We start from the raw sequence: 20461 nt of genomic DNA, 5'->3' as shown, positions 1-20461 counted from the left end.
CATATATCCCTAAAGTTTATAACATGCACTCTTATTTTAAAACATAATATTTGTGCAAACTTTTAGTGTTCCAACAAATACGCTCTAGAGTAATCTACAGAACCGTCATACTGGGAAGTGAGGCCCTTGAGGTATGGTTTCACAAGAGAAACTTGAGTGTAATAGTAGATCGGCATAACACCCATCTCATCTTTAATCAAAATTTCTTCTGCTTTGTGGAAGCTTTCCATACGTTTAGTATTGTCTACTTCTTTATAAGCATCATCAAGCAACTTGTTATATTCTGCATTGTCGAACTTAATGTCGTTGTTACCATTACCAGTTTTCCACATATCCAAGAATGTCATTGGATCGTTGTAATCTGGGTTCCAACCAGCACGTGCTACTTGGTAATCGCCATTTTGACGGTTTTTAATGAATACGCCCCACTCTTGGTTTTCAGTTTTCACGTCAACACCAAGGTTCTTTTTCCACATATCAGCGATGGCAAGAGCAATTTTCTTATGGCCTTCGCTTGTATTGTAGATCAATGTAACTTGTGGCAATGTAGTATATCCTTTTTCTTTCATACCTTCTTCAAGCAATTTCTTGGCTTCTGTATAATCCTCAGTGAAATAGTCGTCTTTATAGTCGGAACGGAATTCGCTACCTTCAGCTGCACCTTTAATACCTGGTGGGATATAGCCGAATGCTGGAACTTGGGAGCCCAACGTTACTTTATCAACGATATCTTGACGGCTGATTGCCATTGAGAAAGCCTTACGGATTTTCGCATTGTCAAATGGCTCTGCTTTAGTATTGAACTCATAGTAGTAGATACTTGCAATTGCCTTCAGTGTGAAGTCATCTGGCAATTCATTTTTCAATACAGGAATTTGGTCTGGTGGAATGTCACCATTCGGTGCGCCTGAACGGTCAATTTCACCATTTTTGTAACTAAGAACTTCTGTAGATGCTTCGTTTACAATTGTAGCAGTGATTTTATTCAATTTAACTTCATCTTTGTCCCAATACTTATCATTCTTAGTATACTCAACGGATTGACCTGTAATCCAGCTACTAAGGTTAAAAGGTCCGTTTGTAATCATTGTTTTAGGATCAGTTGCCCATTTCTCATTACCCTCTACCGATTTGTGAACCGGGAAGTAGGTATAGAAGGACATCAAGTTCAAGAAATATGCAGTTGGGTTATTCAAAGTTACTTCAAGAGTGTGCTCATCAACTGCTTTAACACCTACTTGAGAGAAATCTTTAATTTCACCTTTGTTAAATTGTTCTGCATTTTTCAAATAGTACAGTTGTTGTGCATATGGTGGTGCAGGTACAGTTGCTGGGTCAAGAACCCGTTTCCATGCAAACACGAAATCATTTGCAGTTACCGGATCGCCATTACTCCATTGGCTGTCGCGCAAGTGGAATGTATAAACCAATCCATCTGGGGAAACATCCCATTTTTCAGCAACGCCTGGGCCTTCTTTTCCATCTTTGTCAATACGCACTAGACCTTCATACATTAACTTAAGAGCCACATTCGCTTGGCTGTCCTGAGCTTGTCCAGGATCAAATGTCGGTACATCTGCACTCATATTAAGTCTAAGCGTTTGGTCAGCAGCCAGTTTTTCGTCACCGCTACCTGTGTTTGTGTTGCCTGCCGCGTTAGTTGGGCTGGCTGTGTTGCCATTGTTTGCTTTGTTCCCGCCGCAACCAGCAAGCGCTGTGCCGATTACAAGAACTAGAGCAATCATAAGCAATAGACTTTTACTCTTCTTCATCTAGCAGTTCCCCCTAAATAGAATGTGGTATATGGTTTATGATTATACAACCAGTGGTCAAAAAAATCTAGACTAATGTTTTCTGAAAACACATTTTTTTTAAAACTTTAAAATTTTGTGACGTTGACGCTTCACCGAAGTAGTGGAACATTACATGGCTTGTGATATGTACTTTATGAGGCCTACGAACATGAACAAAACATAAAAAGTACTCATTACGATAAAACTGAGCCGCCAAACTGCGCGTAGAATTCGTTTACCGTCCACTTTTCCTTTCATACGATTTTGCGCTCCACCAATCAGTCCAGCGGATATTAATACAATAAGTAGTATAAGATAGAAGCCGGATTTGGAACTGAATATGTTATTAAAAAGCGCGGAGACCGATAGCAATAAAAAAATCGTGCTAACATCCATGGCCAGAAAAAAGATCTTTCTCCTGTCTTTTTTCATACCTGTTCCGATAAAATAAACAAGCAAAAAGGGGACAACCGGAATAACACTTAGTGTAACGAACGAATTCTGCAAAAATTCCAAGGCAACCTCACCTCTCCTCCGCGATCATACCCTCTACCAGTCGGCACATGCAGCGGTGCAGTGGAACCGCCAGGCCGGAACGCTCTCCCATTTCTACAAGACTGCCATTAATCCAGCGGATTTCCGTTGCCCTTCCGGCAAGAACGTCCGCAAGCATAGATGAGGTATTACCCGAAGTGGATCGGCATACCTGTGCGATGACCTCCCATGAATCGGTTTCATAAGGGATACCGCATGCTTCATATACTGCGATGGCTTCATCATACAGTTCTCTCATGATCTGTATACGTTCCTCGGAGGCGAGCAATTTCCCGTTCGGAATGCGCCAAAGGGCAGTAAGTGGATTAATTACAGCATTGATTAAGAGCTTTCGGTAAATCATGGTATTCATGTCATTCGACAAAAACGCGGAGAATCCTGCAACTGAAAGTGTTTCAAGTAAATGAATTGCTTCAAAATTATCCTGAGCCCCCGTTAAAGTGACTCCCGTGAAGGCTTCTGCTGGAACCTTCCCTATCCATACTTCCCCTTTTCCAGCGTGAATAACCTCTGTTAATGTTTTCCTTTTGGCGCCTTCGGTGGTTACAGCTGAGTATATATTGCTCTCCGGGAACAGTGTTTTCAGCAGCTCAATATGTCCAACTCCATTTTGAAAACATACAATACTAGGACGCTCGTTGCGAAGTGGCTGCAATATCCCAGGTAAATCATCATGCAAAACATTTTGTTTAACGGTAATTACAACGCAGCTAGCAGGTTCTCGTAGATAGGTCTCGGTAAAATCGCTAACCAAACCTGCATAGAAAAGATCGCTTTTAATTCTAATTGGCGTTCCTTCATCCTCATAACTAATGCTGATCCCGCTGTGCAGCAGCGCATGGACCTGCTGGCTCCCGCGACACCACAGTCTGACCTCGTTCCCAGTTGAAATAAGCCGTCCGGCCAGCAGCAGCCCCAGTGACCCCGCGCCTATAATATCTATTCTCATACTTGCCCCCTGCCACATTTACCCATAGTTTCCCCTTAGTATATCCCGCCCCCTTCAGCAAAAGCAAAAGCAAAAATCCCGCAAGACAGGTGATTGCACCTGCACATTGCGGGATTCTCGAAGCTCAGAAACTTTACTCAATTCGCTCCAGATTACCATTGGCATCCATCTTAAAGCGGGTCTTGAGTTCCTCTTCTTCTTCATTCAGAAAGGCCAGCCTTCTAGCACGGTCCATAATCTGAATCAATGCTTTATAATCGTCATTTACAACCCTGTAATCGGTTTGTGCAAGATTGACTTCCTTAGACAGACGCTCATTCTCCGTCCGCAGTTCGGTCAATTCCTCCTCCTTTTCCCGCAGGTCCCGCTCAAGCATTTTTAGCTGCCGGCCGGCCTCATGAAAAGTTCCCTTCCATTGCCTTAAGAAACGGATGACCGCATCAATAGACAATGTGTTCTCGGTTAGCCCTTCACTTCTAGTGTAATCCTCTTCCGTTTCTCCCAGAATCAAACCAGCTACCTGTGCACCTCTTACTGCCGGTTGTTTCTTCAAATAACTGCGTTTCTGGCGTTGCCCCTTAGCGATGCTGATCGCATCTTCATAACTCTTGCGGACACAGCTGTTCCAGCGGAATCCGCAGGCAGCGGAAGTTCTGCCGATTTTTTCTCCCACTTCTTCAAAAGCAGCAAGCTGAGTGCTACCCTCCCGAATGTGGCGCAAAGTTACTTCTGCCAGGATTAGATCATCCTCTGTACTCCAAGCGTCCTGTCTAACGGCTGTCATAAAAGCCAAACCTCCTAACAACATCTTGAAATAACCATCTTCATAACCGGCAGCTCCGCCGGGTAGTGAATAGGGATAAAAGCTGCTTACTCCATTTCTATGCCTCTTAAAGAGTTCATAGAATCTATTTGATACTAAATTGTATTTCCATTTTACGTACACCTCATACGCATTATGCTTTATTAATTCTCTTGAACCCTCCTACAGAAAATGTGTCAATTGTAAAAATCACATTTTTTCACAAATCCGCACTTTTTTTCGATGAATTCGTTTACACTGATTTCCGCAGCGGGTATAATTAAAATAAATGGAATGAAGATACATATTTGAAGGGGGACTCGCTCTTGGACCGCATGTTTCGGGTGTTGGGGTTTTTCACGCTGGCGATCGGCTTGATGGCTTTTGCCGGAAATTTGACCGAAATGGCCTTGCTCTTCTTTTTGCAAACCGCATTCTTCGTCATCCTGGGGTATCTTAAATTTACTGAAAAGACATACATTCTACTCTTCTGGGGATACATGATTGTGACCTTCACTGGCTTTAGCTACTGGACGATATTCCAGATGGGTCTCCCGTTATAAGCGTAATTCTCTCATGGAACGGACGATGTCCCCTTATTGCAAGGGGCTCTTCCGTTTTTTTGCATGCTTTTTTTATAGGACATGGACTTAAAAACGGAGTATGCTATTTTAGCAGGGTGAATCATATCATTAGTAATATTGGTACTTCTGATCCTGAACTATTTTATACAAGCAAAGGTGGTGGTGTGGTGCTCTCCCGTCCTTCTATACGCCGTATGATTGCAGCCATACTCATTTTATTCTGCTGCGCACTCCTGCCACTGGTTCCCTCCGCATATCTGTCTGCTGACCCTGTCGGTACTGTCGCGCCTCCGCCCGCTTCTCTTACTGATAATGAAGAGACCCGCAAGCTGCTGGAGCAGACCTTGTCTTCTACCGAGATTGAGAAAGAGATCACCCGGATTAATGGTGATCAAGAAGTTCTAGAGAACAAAGTGGCGGGGTTGGAAATCCAGGCTGCCAAACAAAAGACTGCGATTGCAGATCAGCAGGAACGCGCTGGTGCGATTATTCGTTCTTATTATATGGGAGATCGGGATGGACTATTGGAAGCGTTTCTGTCCGCCAAAAGCATCAGCAGAGTGCTTGTTCTGTGGGATTTCTATGAAATTATCATCGGGCGGGACCGCGATATTTTATCGCAGTATGAGAAACAATACAAAAGTTTGAAAGCAACACTTCAAGCTGCGAAGCGAAGTTCACAAGAGCTGGCAACGCTCAAAAGTGCACTTGAGGAGCAAAAAATCAGGGTAACGGCTCTACATAAGGAGATTGAAGGAGGAATCCGAGGCAGCAGTGATCCGGAAAGCATGAATGCACTACTGAAAGAGTTCTCATTATATTGGGAGAATATCGGGCTTCATGAAGTGAAGACCTACTTTAAAGCATTGGCCTCCGCGATGAAGAATCTACCAGACTTTGTCCAGAAGCGCGAAGGGTTGCTCACCCGCCAGGGGATAACTTATCAGCTAAGTCTTAAGGAAGAGGATCTCAATGATTTCTTACAGTCTCAGAACAAGCTGTTCACCGGTTTTGCTTTTCATTTCAATGAAGGCTCCGTGACGGCTTCGGGCAAAAGCGGTAAGTTGTCACTGGCTCTGACCGGACATTATACGATCCAGAATGAACCGGTCAATGCGATGTTATTCCATGTCGATAAAATTATCTTTAATGGACTTGAGCTGCCGGCCACTACCAATAAAGCGTTGGAGAAAGAATTCGACTTAGGCTTCTATCCGGCGAAAATCGTCTCTTTCCTCCGTGCAACTGAGGTCGATAGCAAGGACGGCCTGCTGCAGGTCAAGCTTGCCGTCTCATTCTGATATCTGGAGCTGCTTCTGAAGCTCTGTAACATTCAGCTTGCCTGCAAGAAATAAGGCAACCGCTTCAGTCATTTTCTTCCAGCCGCCTTCCGGTTCATCATCGGGGGCGGCTTCTTCTGCCAGCAGCAAATGCGAATCGAACGGTAGTATTACACCGGATGGCGGCCCGGAACGATAGATTTCATCCAGCGCGGGTAGCCCCCCCGTTGCTTCCAGCCAATCCAGTTGCGAAGTCGTTCCAGTGATAAAAGCAAGCCATTTCACCGCTTCCTCCGGGTGTTCGGATTGCGCAGGCAAAGCAAACGAGCGGCTGTAGATACTCTCAATCCCGTTGGTGCTATGCGCACTAAGCAGTCCTTCGGCCTTCAAGGAAGCATTCCCATATCGTTTCCATTCCGAGTACGGAACAGCTGCAATGGCAATACTGCCATCCTGAATTTTGTCCCATATCTTAGCATCTGGATAGCTGCTCAAATAAAATTCTCCCAGCGCTTGCTGCATCCAATTCAGCGTCTCCGGTTTCACGGAGATCATGCTAGTCCCCATAGATTCTAGTACAGCTGCAAATCCGTAAGGAGTACGGGTGTCCAGGGCGAGCAGATATTTGCCTGGCTGTTTGCGGAGATTCTCCAACATAAGATTCCACTCATTCACATTTCGTGGCAATGAAGGCATTCCAAGTTCAGTTAGCCGCTGCGGGGAATACACCAAAACATAAGGATCAATATCCAGCGGCACGCCCCAGTCATAGCCGTTCCACTGCATTTGCGGAATCAGCCGGGTAAGCGGAGCACTGCCTGGAACACTTCTATATACATCAATAGGAAGCAGATAGCCGTGTTTGGCCAGATCGAGAATCTTTCGCCCGTCGGTCATGATAATATCTGGGCTGTCGCCGATGGTCAAATCCTTCAGCAAGATTTTCTCAGCATCCGCCATGTCTATATTTTTCAAGTCTATTTTAACACCGCTGGACAACGAATAGCTGCTGCTCAGCGCCTTCAGTTCAGTAAATTCCGCAGGGCTGAGTGCTACAGTAATCTGTAGATTATCAATTGTTCCGACCTTACTCGAATCGGGAAAAGCAGAAGGATTCTGCCGTCTATTGACCTCAAGCGAGCCATTGCTCGTATTTACCTGCATGCTCGGTGACAGACTTGTCAGCGACAGCAGCAGGATGGCAAATAGCAGCCAGTAGTTTTTGCGTCTCAGCACGATTGTTCTCCTCCCGGGGCACTTCCTCTCCCCTATTCTACCAGACCCTCCCCCCCTTGTCTGTATCTGTGAAAACGTTCTCTTTCTATTATATAGATTTGAAAAGACAGGGAATGCAAGAACTCTCGGAGTGCCTGAACGCTTCGCGTGCGGATTATTCTTCTGATCGCTGTTTTCCTCGGATTTCCTGATTTGAATAACCACCTATAGTGGTTGAAATCCGAGGATAAAGGCGAACGCTGCGCTTCTCCAGAATAATTCCGCCCTCTACGCTACGGCTTGCCACCTCAAAAACATGATTCACTGCCTTTTCATGCGGCGGGGCAACAAAAAGCCGGGAGTGATTAAACTCCCGGCGGTAAAACATAGGTTCCAGAGCGGATTAGAGCGGATTAGAGAGGCTATAAGCAATTAAAGGTAGAATTATGCTGCTAGAGCAGTTGGAGCGCTTAGAACCATTTTTAGGATGAATAGTGCGGTATAGCGACTTAGGACAACAATGACGATTAGGGCAAATAAGCTGTTACAGAAGATCCGCAGCTAGCTGAGCCAGGCGGGAACGCTCGCCTTTTTCTAAAGTTATATGGCCGCTAATGCCTTGTTGCTTAAATTTTTCTACAATATAGCTAAGCCCGTTGCTCGCTGCATCCAGATACGGATGATCGATCTGCTCAGGGTCGCCCATGAGGATTACTTTGCTTCCCTCCCCAGCCCGGGAAACGATGGTCTTCACCTCATGACGGGAGAGGTTCTGCGCTTCATCAATAATAATGAATTGTGCAGGAATCGAACGGCCGCGGATATAGGTCAAGGCTTCGACCTGGATACTGCCAAGCCCCATCAGAATTTTATCAATATCTCCCGATTTCTTCGTGTCGAACAGAAATTCGAGATTATCATAAATCGGCTGCATCCATGGACGAAGTTTCTCATCCTTCTCACCAGGCAAGTATCCGATGTCTTTGCCCATCGGTACAACCGGGCGGGCGATTAGCAATTTTTTGTATTTATGCTCATCCTCGACCTTAAACAACCCTGCGGCAAGTGCTAGTAATGTTTTGCCTGTTCCGGCCTTGCCAGTAATCGTTACCAGCGGTATATCATCATTCAGCAAAAGTTCCAGTGCCATGCGTTGCTGGGCATTGCGAGCACTGATGCCCCAAACGGCATCGTTTCCGAGATATAACGGCTCCAAACGTGAAGCATCATTATTCACTTTAAGTAATGCCGATTTCCCGCTGCCGATCTCATCCTTGAGGATTACAAATTCATTAGGATACAGACGGTAAGGCAGCTCCAGTTGTTTAATAGACAAATAACGATTGCTGTAATATTCATCAATCAAAGAAGGATGCACATGCAGCGACTGATAGCCAGTGTACAGCTCATTTAGATCTCCGGTACGGTCCGACAAATAATCCTCAGGCGTTACACCAAGCACATCCGCCTTAATTCGCACCAATACATCTTTACTCACCAGCACCACAGGGCGCGGATCAGGCTTCTCATTCTCTTCAATTAAATAATTGAGCGCAACCGCCAAAATCCGGTTATCGTTCGATACCTCACCGAACATCTCCTGAACCTTCACGAAGCTGCGGTGATTTAGTTCTACCTTCAGCATGCCTCCATGTTCCAGTTCCACTCCGCTGTGCAGGTGGCCCTGTTCCCGGAGTCCGTCCAGCAGACGGGACACGGTGCGGGCGTTACGGCCAATTTCATCGGCATTGCGCTTCTTGGAGTCGATTTCTTCCAATACAACTGCAGGAATGATGACTTCATGCTCCTTGAAAGAAAAAATCGAATTGGGGTCGTGCAAAAGCACGTTGGTATCCAGCACAAATATTTTTTTCATGTTATCCCCTCCACAGCGCCTGGTTTGATTGGTCATACATAACTCTTTCCGTCATGGGAAAAGATAATCCCAGAACTAATCTTTGACCGAAAGGAGTAATCACATATGAGAAAATCAATGTGTCTGTTGCTGGTACTGCTGCTGCTGACAAGCTGCGGTATCGCTAATAAGAAGACATCACCCTCTCCTCAGGATAAACAGTCGGCTCAGGCTGTAGGCAACAAAGGGGGCCACGAAGTTCGGAAGTTGAATAATACCACTGCCGTACCGCTTTCATCCGCATCACAAAGCGGAGTCACTCATACGACCAAAGCGGGAAGCGAGATTGCACTTAAGGATCACTTAGAGCAGCTGGCTAAAAGAGTACCCGGTGTAGATGGCGCACACTGTGTAGTGATGGGTAAAACCGCGATTGTTGGGCTTGACGTCAAAGGCTCGCTCAGCAGATCACGGGTCGGAAGCATCAAGTATTCCGTGGCCGAAGCCATCCGCAAAGATCCACGAAGCGTTAATGCCCTGGTCACTGCCGACATGGACCTTTCCAGCAGACTTGCCGAGATGAGTCACCATATCTCCAAAGGCCGTCCCGTGTCAGGATTCGCCTCAGAGATGGCAGACATTGTCGGACGAATCATTCCGCAAATTCCGGAAGATACCAAACCCAGAAAACAATAACATCATAAGTTGACAAAAAAAGCCCAGTGATGACCTCACCGGGCTTTTTGCATAGCAGCAAATACTTGTCCGTCCAGCTTCTCGGCTGCACGCTGATCATATACTTTTACATATCGTGGAGCGGAGTCCAGCTTCGCACCATAAAAAAGCGCGTTGCGCACCGCTTCAATTTCAACATCAAAGCAGCAAATATTAAAGGGCACATCGTCAAGATGATCCTGCCTAACCGCAGCACGTCCGTTGATCGCATGAACCGTGCTCTCGCCGAACACAGTGATTGTTACCATAGGGTTAACCTTCATATTGTTCACCAGTCGTGAACGATGATCCACTGCGATCCGTAACACGGAAGGGCTCACTGCATAAATCCACGAAATAGCCGTGGACGTAGGACCTGAAGTTTCGGCATCGACAGTGTTAAGCAGAACAAACGTCTCGGATTGCAGCATCGAAAGCAGGGATTCATTAAGCAGAGCAACGGCTTCGGACATGAGTACAGGCCCCCTATGACGCAAAAGTGCATTCAATTAAGTATATTATAACATAGCGAGAAACTTGCATTCAATTTTAGTTATTACCCTCTTGGCTAACACCAGCGATTCGGTTATGAAGACTCTGCCTCGCCGTCTCAAGCTCTTTCTCATTAATATATACATAAGGACTTTTCCATGTGCCCGTTACAGGCTTGAACTCCACATGCTGCTTGGAAATGTTCCAATAGGTAGCGATCAAATCCTTCAGCTGGCTATTTTCAACATCCGTCTTCATATTGTCATTCACGGCGTCCAGCATGCTGCCAATCTTCATGACACCACCAAATGACTGAACCTGATCGATCAATGAGTTCAACACTTCATTCTGGCGTCTGTTGCGGTCAAAATCATCAGAGCCCTTTGTTTTGGGCTTGCAATTGGATTTGCGGTAGCGTACATAATCGAGTGCGTTATCGCCGTTCAGCTCAGCCGGACCCTTTTTCAGATTAATATTGGTTCCGTCTGCGCTATCCTTATAGCACATATCCGCACTGACGTTCACTTTAACGCCGCCAAGTTTATCAACGATATCACGGAAGCCCTGGAAATCAAGAACCGTCACATAGTCTATTTTCACATTCAGGTATTTGCCCATCATGGTCTTCATTTCTTCCTCAGCTGAGCCGCCAGAGGTCTTTTCCTTGCTCTTGAAACGTGTATAGAACTCATTGATTTTCGTTTTCTTGTATCCGTCCAGCTCCACATAAGTATCACGCGGGAGTGACACTACCGTGGCCGATTTGGTCTCCGGGTTCAGCGACGCCACCATGATGACATCTGTCAGGAAGGATTCATGCTTCGGCCGACTGTCGGTTCCAAGAAGGAGTATCGTCAACGGCTTGACTGTGGCAGACTGCTCAGGCGGAACTGGCTTGTCTATACCGGTATCCAGAATCCCATGCTCCAGCTTCCAGTAAAGATAGCCGCCATACCCTAGACCCCCAACAATGGCAACGATCAGAATAGTAAGAAGCACACGGCCGAGTCTGGCCCCAAACCCTCGCTTTTTAGCTTTCTTTTTAGTGCTCTTTTTAGCGACTGTTTTGGCAGGCTGCTTCCTGCCGTTTTCAGGTCTTGTGCTAGGATTCCCCGCAGACCTTCTCGGGGGTAGTTCATTATTGTTGCGTGTCATAATAGAATAAAGTCCTTTTCATTTCATTGGAATACAGGATATTACTGTTTATATAGACGATTAAAGTAGTAAAAAGTTGCGAACTAGGAGCGTTTCACCCCGCCAGCCGCCTTCCTCTTCTGCCTTGCTTCGACAAAATATCGCACCCGTACAAGCAGCATCAAACTGACGGCTACAAGCAGACATTGAATAATGGGGAGCTTGTCGTGCTGAAAAATAAGGAGCATCCCGGAACCCAGCGCCATCATAACGTAAAGAACAATTTCCTTGCCGATGGAGAGCTTCTGGTTCACCCGGAACACCTGATTGTAAACATAAGTAAGCAAGACGAAAATAACAATATAAGCAATAACAGGATGATTAGCGAACCAGGTTTGCATAGCTTTTAGTACACCCCTCCCGAATATAGTTACGCTTACATTATATCATCAGTCCACCAATTTAACCTCAATATTCCTTCTATGTATCTCTTTGTGAAAAAATAAGCCGCCGGAATGTTATTCCGACGGCTTATTAGATTCTTACTTACACGCTCGCTTGTGCTTGTTTACGTTGTTTTTCTACACGCTCGCGCTCGCTCTTGTTAAGGATCTTTTTGCGCAGACGCACCGATTTCGGTGTGATTTCGCAATATTCATCATCATTCAAATATTCAAGCGCCTGTTCAAGGGAGAACATCCGTGGCGTTTTCATTTTTACTGTATCGTCCTTGGTTGCGGAACGAACGTTGGTCAATGCTTTTTCCTTACAAATGTTAACGACGATATCGTTGTCACGGGTATGCTCGCCGACGATCATACCTTCATAAATATCAGTTCCTGGCTCCAAGAACAGAATACCACGATCCTCAACACCCATCATGCCGTAGAAAGTAGTGGTTCCAGTCTCAGTGGATACCAGTACGCCTTGGTGACGTCCGCCTACTTGACCGCCAATCAACGGAGCATAGCTGTCGAACGCATGGTTCATTACACCATAGCCGCGAGTCAATGTAAGGAAGTGTGTGTTGTAACCGATCAGACCACGTGCAGGAATCAAGAATTCCAGACGAACCTGTCCAGTACCATTGTTAATCATGTTCACCATCTCAGCCTTACGGCTACCCAGGCTCTCCATAACCGAACCCATGCTATCTTCCGGTACGTCGATCATCAGGCGCTCAAGCGGCTCCATTTTGACACCATCGACTTCCTTAACGATAACCTCAGGCTTGGATACCTGCATTTCATATCCCTCACGGCGCATGTTCTCGATCAAAATACCGAGGTGAAGCTCGCCGCGTCCCGATACTACGAACGCATCCGGGCTGTCTGTTTCAAGTACGCGCAGACTGACATCTGTCTCCAGCTCTTTCATCAGACGCTCACGCAGCTTGCGGGAAGTTACCCATTTGCCTTCTTTACCAGCAAACGGACTGTTGTTAACGAGGAACGTCATTTGCATGGTTGGCTCGTCAATCTTCAGGACAGGCAATGCTTCTGGATGTGCAGGATCAGCGATTGTCTCACCAATGTTGATATCCTTGATACCAGCGATAGCAACGATGTCACCAGCGCCAGCTTCTTCTGCTTCTACACGCTTCAGACCTTGGAAGCCGAACAGCTTCTCAACCCGTGCAGTCTTACTCTTGCCGTCACGCATAATAACTGTAACGGATTGACCTTGTTTAACCACACCGCGGTTAACACGGCCAATGGCAATACGACCAAGATATTCGTTATAGTCCATCAGAGTTACCAGGAATTGCAGCGGCTCTTCAACACTTTCAGTTGGAGCAGGAATCTTCTCAACGATTGTTTCGTACAGGGCCAACATGTTGTCATCTTGTTTCTCTGGATTAAGGCTTGAAGTACCGTTCAATCCGGAAGCATACACTACCGGGAATTCCAGTTGTTCGTCACTGGCTTCAAGCTCGATGAACAGATCAAGTACTTCGTCAATAACTTCCGCAGGGCGGGCAGCCGGACGGTCGATTTTGTTCACAACGACGATCGGTTTCAAATTCTGTTCCAGCGCTTTACGAAGTACGAACTTCGTTTGTGGCATACAGCCTTCATAAGCGTCAACAACGAGTACTACGCCGTCAACCATCTTCATAATCCGCTCAACCTCGCCGCCGAAGTCGGCGTGTCCAGGGGTATCTACAATGTTGATCAAGAACTCTTTATAGGTAATTGCAGTATTTTTGGCAAGGATCGTAATTCCGCGTTCGCGCTCCAGATCGTTGGAGTCCATGGCGCGCTCCTGTAGGGTCTCATGGGCACTGAAAATACCGGACTGCTGCAGAAGCTGGTCAACCAATGTTGTTTTACCATGGTCAACGTGGGCAATAATCGCAATGTTGCGAATGTCTTTTCTTGAATGCATGATTTGTATCCAAATCCTCTCATTTATCAAATTAAATCTGTTCAAATTCTGAGCATGTCACGACAATCTCACAAAAGAAGCGCCTGGCGGAAAGCCGACGCTTTATCATAACATTAATTTTATAGTGAAAGCACCATGAAAAGCAAGTCTTTTTATGAAAAAAACACGCTGGTTTTCGCTTAAATTTTTCCTATTTATATGCTTGTTTGTGCAAATGCAGTTTACCAGCCACCATTCCATTTCTTCCCGCCCCGCGATTTGCCACGTCCGGCAATCAACCAGAGGCCCGCCAGGACCAGAACAGCACCAAGTACATAGAGGAATCCTGTTCCAAGTAGGCTGAACACTAGCAAGACAACACTAAGCAAACCAATTACTGCGGAACCAACGGCGAGCCCTCTACTCCGGTAAGGAGAATAGAGCGAATATTGATATAGTCCTAATGCAATGCCAATCAGTAACAGAGGCCACAAATGTCTCATTAAGCCCCAACCCCAGATATTACAGAGTCCGAACAGAATGCCATACACGGTCAGAACTCCAGCAGGAATCAACAGGGTAGCGGACATCCGGCGATTAAAGAACAATACATACAGCAAAAGACCCGGAAGCAGAATCACGAGGGGCCAGAGCGCCCGCCCCAAAAATCCGAAGACTCCCAGCTTCCCGAATAAAATCACGATGCCGGCAGCGGCAATAAAAATCCCAAGCTTCATGTCATTTTTGGAAGACATCTCTCTCATCCATCCCTTCATGGTTCAACATCACTTCCTGCTTCTTCGAGCACTTCAGCCCCGAATTACGACAGAATTCACTTTCATTTTAGCTGAAAATGGGTCAAAACACCACATTCTTCTATCTCTTCTCATTATGGACACAATGCCACGTTCTCTAACCTAAGTAGAAACGACTTTGCTGTCCTCAAAGGGACAGTATCCGTTTCAGCAAGAAATATAAGAATAATTTAAAGCGTAAAACTTACAAATTCTTATATTTCAAAAAAAAGATGGCCTCTTTCGGAGGCCACCCTTGTCGGGATTGCTTTAAACGATTCTGGTAGCACGCCGTTTGAGCGCTCCCGTTACTACCACCACAATGCCCAGGGAGAGCGGAAGCGAGGTATGCAGCGACGGCAGAGCCAAAGAAACCATCGGGCCAAACTTGGCGTCCTGCAGCAGCATATCCCCCGCAGTATAAGCTAAAATATAAGCACCGATGAAGACGAGCAATGGAAAACGATGAAGCAAATTGACGATAATTCCACTGCCCCAGACGACAATCGGAATGCTGAGCGCGATGCCAATGACAATCAGAGACAGATCTCCTTGGGCTAACCCTGCAATGGCCAGTACATTATCAAGGCTCATAATGAAATCAGCCAGAAGAATCGTCCGAATCGATTTCCAGATCGTAGATACCCCGGAGATCCGCAGCGTGTTCTCTTCCTCCACCAACAGCTTAAAGGAAATCCACAACAGCAAAAGCCCACCGCCTGCCTGGATAAACGGAATTTTGAGCAACAGGACTGCGGCAAAGGTCAGAAGACAACGCAGGATCACTGCCCCGGCTGCTCCCCACCACACCGCCATTTTGCGATGATGCTCTGGAAGATCCTTGCTGGCCAGTGCAATTACCATAGCATTATCTCCGCTAAGTACCAGATTGATCATCAATATTTCACCCAGCAGCACTATTGAATCCATACTTTTACCCCCTCGAACTACATGTAATTACATGTATGTCCGAAAGTGACAAGCTATGCTTGGCTACCCCATTTTTCGGAGGAGGAGAATGAGAGCTGTTAGAACCATTCCTCTTGCAATCCAGCTTCTGCACTAACCACATCTATCGGCTTCTCATCCCCGTATGGCGTGATCTCAATGGTCTCGGTAGCTGCCACAGCTTCTGCCAGTAGCGCTGCATAACCGGGAAGCGTCGCTTCTATCTTCTCTACAATCCGCAGGTTGGGATTGGTGGTGGGTGACTTCGGAACGAACAAGGTGCAGCAATCTTCATAGGGAAGAATGGACAAGTCATAGGTCCCGATTTTCTTGGACACATCCACAATTTCGCTCTTGTCCATCATGACAAGTGGGCGGAGCAACGGTAGCTGCGTAGCGCGTCCGATAACATTCATGCTAGGCAGTGTCTGGCTGGCGACCTGTCCGAGGCTATCGCCCGTTACCAGTGCCAATGCCCCCTCCCGCTCTGCAATGCCGGTGGCAATCTTCAACATGGCCCGGCGCATCAGCGTAACAATCAGATTATCCTGTCCGATCCCCGTGAAAGACGTCTGGACCGCTGTGAACGGAACCAGATGTAGCTTGATTACCCCTGCGTATCTGGAGAGAACACGTGCTAAGTCAACGACCTTTTGCCGGGCCAGTTCACTGGTATAAGGATAGCTGTAAAAATGAATGCATTCGACCTCTAGCCCTCTGCGCATCGAGGACCACGCGGCTACCGGACTATCAATGCCGCCCGACAGCAACAGCAAAGCCTTGCCATTGGTACCCAGCGGGAAACCGCCAACCCCCTCAATATTTTCACAGAAAATATAAGTCTGGTTTTGACGAATCTCTATTCGCAGCTCCAACTGTGGTGATTTGACATCCACCGTCAGACCGTGATAACCCTGCAAGAGCGGTGTGGACACCAACTTGTTCATCTCAATAGAGCCATACGGGAACTCTTTCCATACCCGGCGGGCATTCACCTTGAAAGTCGTGCCAGGCGCAGGCGCCAATCTCACTAACAGCTCGCGACTTACTGCGATAATCTGTTCCAGCTCCGAGGGAGCACATTTCACCGGGCTGACGGAGGCGATCCCGAATACATTTTTCAAGGCACTGGCTACCTCCGCAGCAGGCTCTCCATTAAGCTCTGCATAGATGCGTCCAAATTCTTTGCTGAGTACGATGTCGGGATACGGCTTGATGATTTCTTTGACATGACGCAATACCGTCCGTTCAAAACGTGCCCGGTTCTTGCCTTTTAACGTAAACTCTCCGAAACGTAAAAGCAGCATATCGGCGTATTCAATGCTGCTGCCGGAATTCGGTTGGACTTCATGGTTGGCACTCATGATTTATTTCACGCCTCCTTCTGCAATCTTCAAATCCTGTACTGCTTTGATCAACGCCTTTTCTAAGGCTGCAATATCCTCAAAAGTATGCCTGTCACCGAAGCTAATCCGGATGCCGCCCAGCGCTTCCTGAGAAGACCGCCCCATCGACAGCAACACGCGGCTCGGCTCAGCTAGTCGGGAAGAACAGGCTGAACGAGTGGATACCGCCATACCCAGCTCTTCCAGCTTGCGAGCCATAACTTCACCCTTCATGCCCGGGTAGGAAAAATGTACAATATGGGGCGCGCCCTTCTCCCCGCTGTTCACGACAAATTCCGGAATGCCGCGCAGAAAATGCAGCAGTCTGTCACGCAGTGGCACAAGCTGATTATATAATTGTTGTCGACCTTCCCCGCTCATTCGCACAGCCTTGGCGGAGGCTACAATTGCCGGGACATTCTCCGTTCCAGCTCGCAGCCCCTCTTCATGAGAGCCACCGCTCAGCAGTGGTGAAAGGGCAACGCCTTCCTTAACGTAGAGCAAGCCCGCACCACGCGGACCGCGAATTTTATGAGGAGATAGGCTGTACAGATCGGCTTTCCATGCATCCAATTCTACTGGAAGCTTCCCGAAGCCCTGTACTCCGTCCACATGAAACAACGTTCGAGGATTAGCTGATTTCACCAACGCCCCGATCTCATCCAAGGGCTGAATCGTACCAATCTCATTATTGACATGCATGACGCTGACAAGTACCGTATCCTTGCGCACAGCAGCAGCTACAGCAGCAGGATTCACTACTCCATTGTCTTCAGGAGCGATAAAGGTAATCTCCCATCCCCGCTGTTGCAGTTGCAAACAGCTCTCATAAACAGACGGATGCTCCAGCTCCGTGGTCACCAAATGACGGCCCCGGCTCTCATATTGGAGCGCCGCGCCCTTGATGGCAAGGTTATTACTCTCCGTAGCCCCTGATGTGAAGAGGATCTCCTCTGGCTTGACTCCAATAGCAGCTGCAGAGACTTCCCGCGCCCGTCTGACCAGCTTCCCCGCTTCCATGCCAGCTTTGTGCAGAGAGGAAGGATTGGCATAGTGAAGGTTCATGATTTGTTCCATCGTCTGAACCACCTCTTCATAAGGTGGGGCAGCGGCGGCGTAATCCCAGTAAAGCATATATCGTTAGTCTCCTTTATTTCTGATGAGTTGCGAGATTTTAGACGTTACAAGTACAGTCTTCTGATTCTACACTATATGAGCTTGTTCAAAAAGCCTTCCTTTAACCAGCAAGCAGAAATCCTTTTCTTGCTCCTGACACAGAGAAAAGGATCAAACGGGCTGCCGGGGCATGTAGCCCAAGAAGGAAATCCCGTTTGATCCTTTTTATTATACCGCGTATTGTGCGCGGGCGCGTTCTATTTTGTAGATGTATGCCTGAGTCTCTTTTGGAAGCTGAGAAAGATTGGCCATTAGTTCCTGATCATTGCTGACACCCAGTTTCGTCACCCGGCCCGGTCCGGCATTATAAGCCGCCAGTGCCATCTTCTCTTCACCGCCGAATCGTTGAAGCTGGTACGACAAGTACCGAACGCCCCCGTCAATGCTTTGCGCCGGGTCGAATGGATTGGATACCCCGAGCCCGCTTGCCGTGCCATCCATCAGCTGCATCAATCCCTTGGCTCCCGCGGAGGATACCACATTGGGATTGAAGGAGGACTCCGTATCAATTACAGCTTTGATCAGATCAACCGGCACACCATATTTAGCGCTTGCCGCCTGAATAAGCTCCTCATAATCGGTGGACTTGGTCCCCGTTATTTCCCCGGAAATGCTCCCTGATGCCTCTGCACCAAGATTCTTCCAGAGAAGTGGGCTAGTAGCAGCCATATCGGCCAGAGCAGCAGTTGTATCAAGACTCTTCAGCGAATCTCCTTGTGCAGTCCCTTCCTGCAGCATTGCTGAGAACACAGCGGACGATTTTCCCGAAACCGGGGTATCCTTCGCATCCTTCACCTTGTCCGAAGGCCCTGTCACTGCCCCTGTCTTTAGATTGACCCATTTCAATTGACCAGCCCCGTTGGCTTGTACCGGATTCATCCCCATGCTGACATTCCTTTCTTTTGTCGGTCTCTATATTGAATGTATTACAATCCATTTTTAAAATACGCCTTCATCTTACATTTTATTTGTAATCTTTGCTATATGAGGCATCAAAAAAACAGACTTCAGACCCGGATATTTAGGTCTAGAAGCCTGTTTTATGTCGATATTTCCGTTTTCCATCAGCACTTGTCAGCGTGCAAAAGGTGTCATTACAAAATAACTCAGCGCTGCAACAATTCCCAGTCCTATAGCCCACGCACCCGTCGTCTTTTGGCCTCGGGCGTAGGCAAAATAACCAATCACTGCAGCTGCCGGACCCAGTACGATCGACCAGATGAACAAGGACGCAATGCCGAAGGCCAGACCCGTATAGCCCATCACGCGGCTTCCGCTGTCTGTTCCTTCCATTTCATCGTCATCGGTTCTATCCTTGACTGTGGCATTTCGTAATGAAGCTGGAATGGGACTTACTTCAGCTGCATATTCCTCACGGTGTTCGCGCTCCTGGCGCGGATAATCGACTCTGCGGGGACGCAGAATGACTTTTTTGCGATCAGAGGTCTCCTCCGACCGTTCGGGTTCTTTATCATAGTTATCCATGAGCGGGCCTCCTAAGAGTTCGGCTTAAACGTCAGACAACAGGTTGCGGATGAGGTATTGGCATGATCTTTATGATCGCCATGAATCAGTTCTTCAGCGAATTCTTCTTTAAAATGACTTCCTGTGTGCTTGTCGATTTCAATAATGATTTCTTCGGCCCTGCAAATATTACTTTCTCCCCAATAATTACAATTGCTGACACTGCACTTTACAAACGGCTTTTGAGCACTTGGCATCATCATCACCTCGGCTTCATTATGTCCGGGCAGGCATTCAGCTATGCGATTCACCGCTTCCAGTTGATTCCCGAATGATACTGGCCCTTAGAACCCCCGCTTGTTCACGCAAAAAAGGATCAGCACCCATGAGCCGGGTTACTGATCCTAAGTACCGTTTTGGATAAGACTACACCTGATTTTGCATGCGCTTCTCGGTCAAATAATCATTCTCATAATAAGTCAGATCGTCGCGCAATTCTTCATACAATTTGGTAATGTCCAGAATGATATCACGAGCTGGACGTACTGGTTTCTTGCGGAAACGGATAGCATCCTGCCCTGTATAGGCATAACGACCGTCTTCAGAGTAACTTTCATTCTTGGGATAAAAGAAGTTATTCACGCCATAATGGTAGACATTATAAAGCGCTTTCTGCGCAAATGATTCATCAAATGTGGCACGGCGCAAAGCAACTCCCAGCTTCTCATATGACATCTCAGAGAATACCAGCACATGACGCAGATCGGACAGAAAACCTTCATAGAAATGCACGGTTTCCTCATCCTGCTCGGTAATAAGCTGTGGTAATGCGTGCTGGTTCAAGAACAGCTCCACTTTATCGATTGCGATCTTAAGCTTTTCTCTCGTCGTTTCACATAATTTCTGCACATTAGCTGACATGGCGATTGCTCCCCCTTATTATTCCTTACTCTT

Annotated in this window: 22 protein-coding genes; 3 read left to right on the top strand and 19 right to left on the bottom strand. The window is 47.0% G+C overall.

The annotated features are described in order from the left end of the window. Positions 1-62 precede the first annotated feature (62 nt). The 4 genes from ACFVRY_RS12860 to ACFVRY_RS12845 form a co-directional block, all read right to left on the bottom strand. Positions 63-1772 carry a peptide ABC transporter substrate-binding protein gene (locus tag ACFVRY_RS12860; protein WP_387500585.1) on the bottom strand — a complete coding sequence of 570 codons (1710 nt, stop codon included), beginning with the start codon at positions 1770-1772 and terminating at the stop codon, positions 63-65. A gap of 150 nt (positions 1773-1922) precedes the next feature. Continuing rightward, positions 1923-2300 (bottom strand): DUF3397 domain-containing protein, encoded by a 378-nt coding sequence (locus ACFVRY_RS12855; protein ID WP_387500963.1) that lies wholly within the window; start codon positions 2298-2300, stop codon positions 1923-1925. Between the two features lie 16 nt (positions 2301-2316). Further along, entirely contained in the window at positions 2317-3297 is a 981-nt protein-coding gene (locus ACFVRY_RS12850) for a ketopantoate reductase family protein (RefSeq protein WP_387500584.1), read from the bottom strand. Positions 3298-3430: 133 nt separating this feature from the next. Next, complete coding sequence (locus ACFVRY_RS12845; protein WP_387500583.1) at positions 3431-4081, bottom strand: RsfA family transcriptional regulator; 651 nt, start codon at positions 4079-4081, stop codon at positions 3431-3433. Positions 4082-4425: 344 nt separating this feature from the next. Between ACFVRY_RS12845 and ACFVRY_RS12840 the strand changes: the two genes are divergently transcribed. Together ACFVRY_RS12840 and ACFVRY_RS12835 are read left to right on the top strand one after the other, a co-directional pair. Next, positions 4426-4662: a DUF2626 domain-containing protein gene (locus ACFVRY_RS12840; RefSeq protein ID WP_066364179.1), complete on the top strand. Its 237-nt coding sequence runs from the start codon at positions 4426-4428 to the stop codon at positions 4660-4662. A gap of 116 nt (positions 4663-4778) precedes the next feature. Continuing rightward, positions 4779-5984, top strand: coding sequence for a coiled-coil domain-containing protein (locus ACFVRY_RS12835; protein ID WP_387500582.1), 1206 nt, complete (start codon positions 4779-4781; stop codon positions 5982-5984). On the opposite strand, the gene ACFVRY_RS12830 is transcribed toward ACFVRY_RS12835, so the two are convergent. From ACFVRY_RS12830 to ACFVRY_RS12820, 3 genes are all read right to left on the bottom strand, one after another. Next, positions 5976-7199: an ABC transporter substrate-binding protein gene (locus ACFVRY_RS12830; protein ID WP_387500581.1), complete on the bottom strand. Its 1224-nt coding sequence runs from the start codon at positions 7197-7199 to the stop codon at positions 5976-5978. The two genes, ACFVRY_RS12835 and ACFVRY_RS12830, sit on opposite strands and share 9 nt — an antisense overlap. 154 nt (positions 7200-7353) lie before the next feature. Beyond that, the gene (locus ACFVRY_RS12825) at positions 7354-7566 is read right to left on the bottom strand and encodes a hypothetical protein (protein ID WP_387500580.1); all 213 of its coding nucleotides are present in this window, start codon (positions 7564-7566) and stop codon (positions 7354-7356) included. Between the two features lie 156 nt (positions 7567-7722). Next, entirely contained in the window at positions 7723-9054 is a 1332-nt protein-coding gene (locus ACFVRY_RS12820) for a PhoH family protein (protein ID WP_387500579.1), read from the bottom strand. A gap of 105 nt (positions 9055-9159) precedes the next feature. Between ACFVRY_RS12820 and ACFVRY_RS12815 the strand changes: the two genes are divergently transcribed. After that, positions 9160-9729 carry a YhcN/YlaJ family sporulation lipoprotein gene (locus ACFVRY_RS12815; protein ID WP_387500578.1) on the top strand — a complete coding sequence of 190 codons (570 nt, stop codon included), beginning with the start codon at positions 9160-9162 and terminating at the stop codon, positions 9727-9729. Between the two features lie 35 nt (positions 9730-9764). Here the strand turns inward: ACFVRY_RS12815 and ACFVRY_RS12810 are convergent, their stop codons facing one another. From ACFVRY_RS12810 to ACFVRY_RS12755, 12 genes are all read right to left on the bottom strand, one after another. Next, a complete protein-coding gene (locus ACFVRY_RS12810; RefSeq protein WP_387500577.1) occupies positions 9765-10220 on the bottom strand; it encodes a PNPOx family protein in 456 nt (151 codons plus the stop codon). 76 nt (positions 10221-10296) lie between these two features. Beyond that, complete coding sequence (locus tag ACFVRY_RS12805; protein ID WP_387500576.1) at positions 10297-11394, bottom strand: LCP family protein; 1098 nt, start codon at positions 11392-11394, stop codon at positions 10297-10299. Between the two features lie 83 nt (positions 11395-11477). After that, entirely contained in the window at positions 11478-11774 is a 297-nt protein-coding gene (locus ACFVRY_RS12800) for a YlaH-like family protein (RefSeq protein ID WP_066364195.1), read from the bottom strand. 145 nt (positions 11775-11919) lie between these two features. Further along, the gene (typA, locus tag ACFVRY_RS12795) at positions 11920-13761 is read right to left on the bottom strand and encodes a translational GTPase TypA (protein WP_387500575.1); all 1842 of its coding nucleotides are present in this window, start codon (positions 13759-13761) and stop codon (positions 11920-11922) included. 221 nt (positions 13762-13982) lie between these two features. Further along, entirely contained in the window at positions 13983-14516 is a 534-nt protein-coding gene (locus tag ACFVRY_RS12790) for a hypothetical protein (RefSeq protein WP_387500574.1), read from the bottom strand. 288 nt (positions 14517-14804) lie between these two features. Then, entirely contained in the window at positions 14805-15464 is a 660-nt protein-coding gene (locus ACFVRY_RS12785) for a TerC family protein (protein ID WP_387500573.1), read from the bottom strand. Positions 15465-15562: 98 nt separating this feature from the next. After that, positions 15563-16846, bottom strand: a complete 1284-nt coding sequence (thiI, locus tag ACFVRY_RS12780; protein ID WP_387500572.1) for a tRNA uracil 4-sulfurtransferase ThiI — start codon at positions 16844-16846, stop codon at positions 15563-15565. 3 nt (positions 16847-16849) lie between these two features. Beyond that, entirely contained in the window at positions 16850-18001 is a 1152-nt protein-coding gene (locus tag ACFVRY_RS12775) for a cysteine desulfurase family protein (RefSeq protein WP_387500571.1), read from the bottom strand. 210 nt (positions 18002-18211) lie between these two features. Next, a complete protein-coding gene (locus tag ACFVRY_RS12770) occupies positions 18212-18928 on the bottom strand; it encodes a transglycosylase SLT domain-containing protein (protein WP_387500570.1) in 717 nt (238 codons plus the stop codon). A 189-nt stretch (positions 18929-19117) separates the two neighbouring features. Further along, a complete protein-coding gene (locus ACFVRY_RS12765; RefSeq protein ID WP_387500569.1) occupies positions 19118-19528 on the bottom strand; it encodes a hypothetical protein in 411 nt (136 codons plus the stop codon). 11 nt (positions 19529-19539) lie between these two features. Beyond that, positions 19540-19764 (bottom strand): DUF1540 domain-containing protein, encoded by a 225-nt coding sequence (locus ACFVRY_RS12760; RefSeq protein ID WP_083205086.1) that lies wholly within the window; start codon positions 19762-19764, stop codon positions 19540-19542. A 169-nt stretch (positions 19765-19933) separates the two neighbouring features. After that, positions 19934-20428, bottom strand: coding sequence for a YpuI family protein (locus ACFVRY_RS12755; RefSeq protein ID WP_387500568.1), 495 nt, complete (start codon positions 20426-20428; stop codon positions 19934-19936). Positions 20429-20461: the final 33 nt, after the last annotated feature.

The sequence above is a fragment of the Paenibacillus sp. NPDC057934 genome (assembly GCF_042887565.1).
Lineage (GTDB): Bacteria > Bacillota > Bacilli > Paenibacillales > Paenibacillaceae > Paenibacillus_AQ.
The sequence above is the reverse complement of the archived record's forward strand: the minus strand, read 5'-3'. Positions and strand labels throughout refer to the sequence as shown.

Excerpts from the sequence above, each read along its gene's own strand:
- ACFVRY_RS12850 (WP_387500584.1), bottom strand. The coding sequence starts at position 3,297 with ATGAGAATAGATATTATAGGCGCGGGGTCACTGGGGCTGCTGCTGGCC.
- ACFVRY_RS12810 (WP_387500577.1), bottom strand. The coding sequence starts at position 10,220 with ATGTCCGAAGCCGTTGCTCTGCTTAATGAATCCCTGCTTTCGATGCTG.
- typA (WP_387500575.1), bottom strand. The coding sequence starts at position 13,761 with ATGCATTCAAGAAAAGACATTCGCAACATTGCGATTATTGCCCACGTT.
- ACFVRY_RS12770 (WP_387500570.1), bottom strand. The coding sequence starts at position 18,928 with ATGGGGATGAATCCGGTACAAGCCAACGGGGCTGGTCAATTGAAATGG.
- ACFVRY_RS12815 (WP_387500578.1), top strand. The coding sequence starts at position 9,160 with ATGAGAAAATCAATGTGTCTGTTGCTGGTACTGCTGCTGCTGACAAGC.
- ACFVRY_RS12775 (WP_387500571.1), bottom strand. The coding sequence starts at position 18,001 with ATGCTTTACTGGGATTACGCCGCCGCTGCCCCACCTTATGAAGAGGTG.
- ACFVRY_RS12760 (WP_083205086.1), bottom strand. The coding sequence starts at position 19,764 with ATGCCAAGTGCTCAAAAGCCGTTTGTAAAGTGCAGTGTCAGCAATTGT.
- ACFVRY_RS12800 (WP_066364195.1), bottom strand. The coding sequence starts at position 11,774 with ATGCAAACCTGGTTCGCTAATCATCCTGTTATTGCTTATATTGTTATT.
- ACFVRY_RS12825 (WP_387500580.1), bottom strand. The coding sequence starts at position 7,566 with ATGTTTTACCGCCGGGAGTTTAATCACTCCCGGCTTTTTGTTGCCCCG.
- thiI (WP_387500572.1), bottom strand. The coding sequence starts at position 16,846 with ATGAGTGCCAACCATGAAGTCCAACCGAATTCCGGCAGCAGCATTGAA.
- ACFVRY_RS12860 (WP_387500585.1), bottom strand. The coding sequence starts at position 1,772 with ATGAAGAAGAGTAAAAGTCTATTGCTTATGATTGCTCTAGTTCTTGTA.
- ACFVRY_RS12805 (WP_387500576.1), bottom strand. The coding sequence starts at position 11,394 with ATGACACGCAACAATAATGAACTACCCCCGAGAAGGTCTGCGGGGAAT.
- ACFVRY_RS12820 (WP_387500579.1), bottom strand. The coding sequence starts at position 9,054 with ATGAAAAAAATATTTGTGCTGGATACCAACGTGCTTTTGCACGACCCC.
- ACFVRY_RS12790 (WP_387500574.1), bottom strand. The coding sequence starts at position 14,516 with ATGAAGGGATGGATGAGAGAGATGTCTTCCAAAAATGACATGAAGCTT.
- ACFVRY_RS12785 (WP_387500573.1), bottom strand. The coding sequence starts at position 15,464 with ATGGATTCAATAGTGCTGCTGGGTGAAATATTGATGATCAATCTGGTA.
- ACFVRY_RS12765 (WP_387500569.1), bottom strand. The coding sequence starts at position 19,528 with ATGGATAACTATGATAAAGAACCCGAACGGTCGGAGGAGACCTCTGAT.
- ACFVRY_RS12845 (WP_387500583.1), bottom strand. The coding sequence starts at position 4,081 with ATGACAGCCGTTAGACAGGACGCTTGGAGTACAGAGGATGATCTAATC.
- ACFVRY_RS12755 (WP_387500568.1), bottom strand. The coding sequence starts at position 20,428 with ATGTCAGCTAATGTGCAGAAATTATGTGAAACGACGAGAGAAAAGCTT.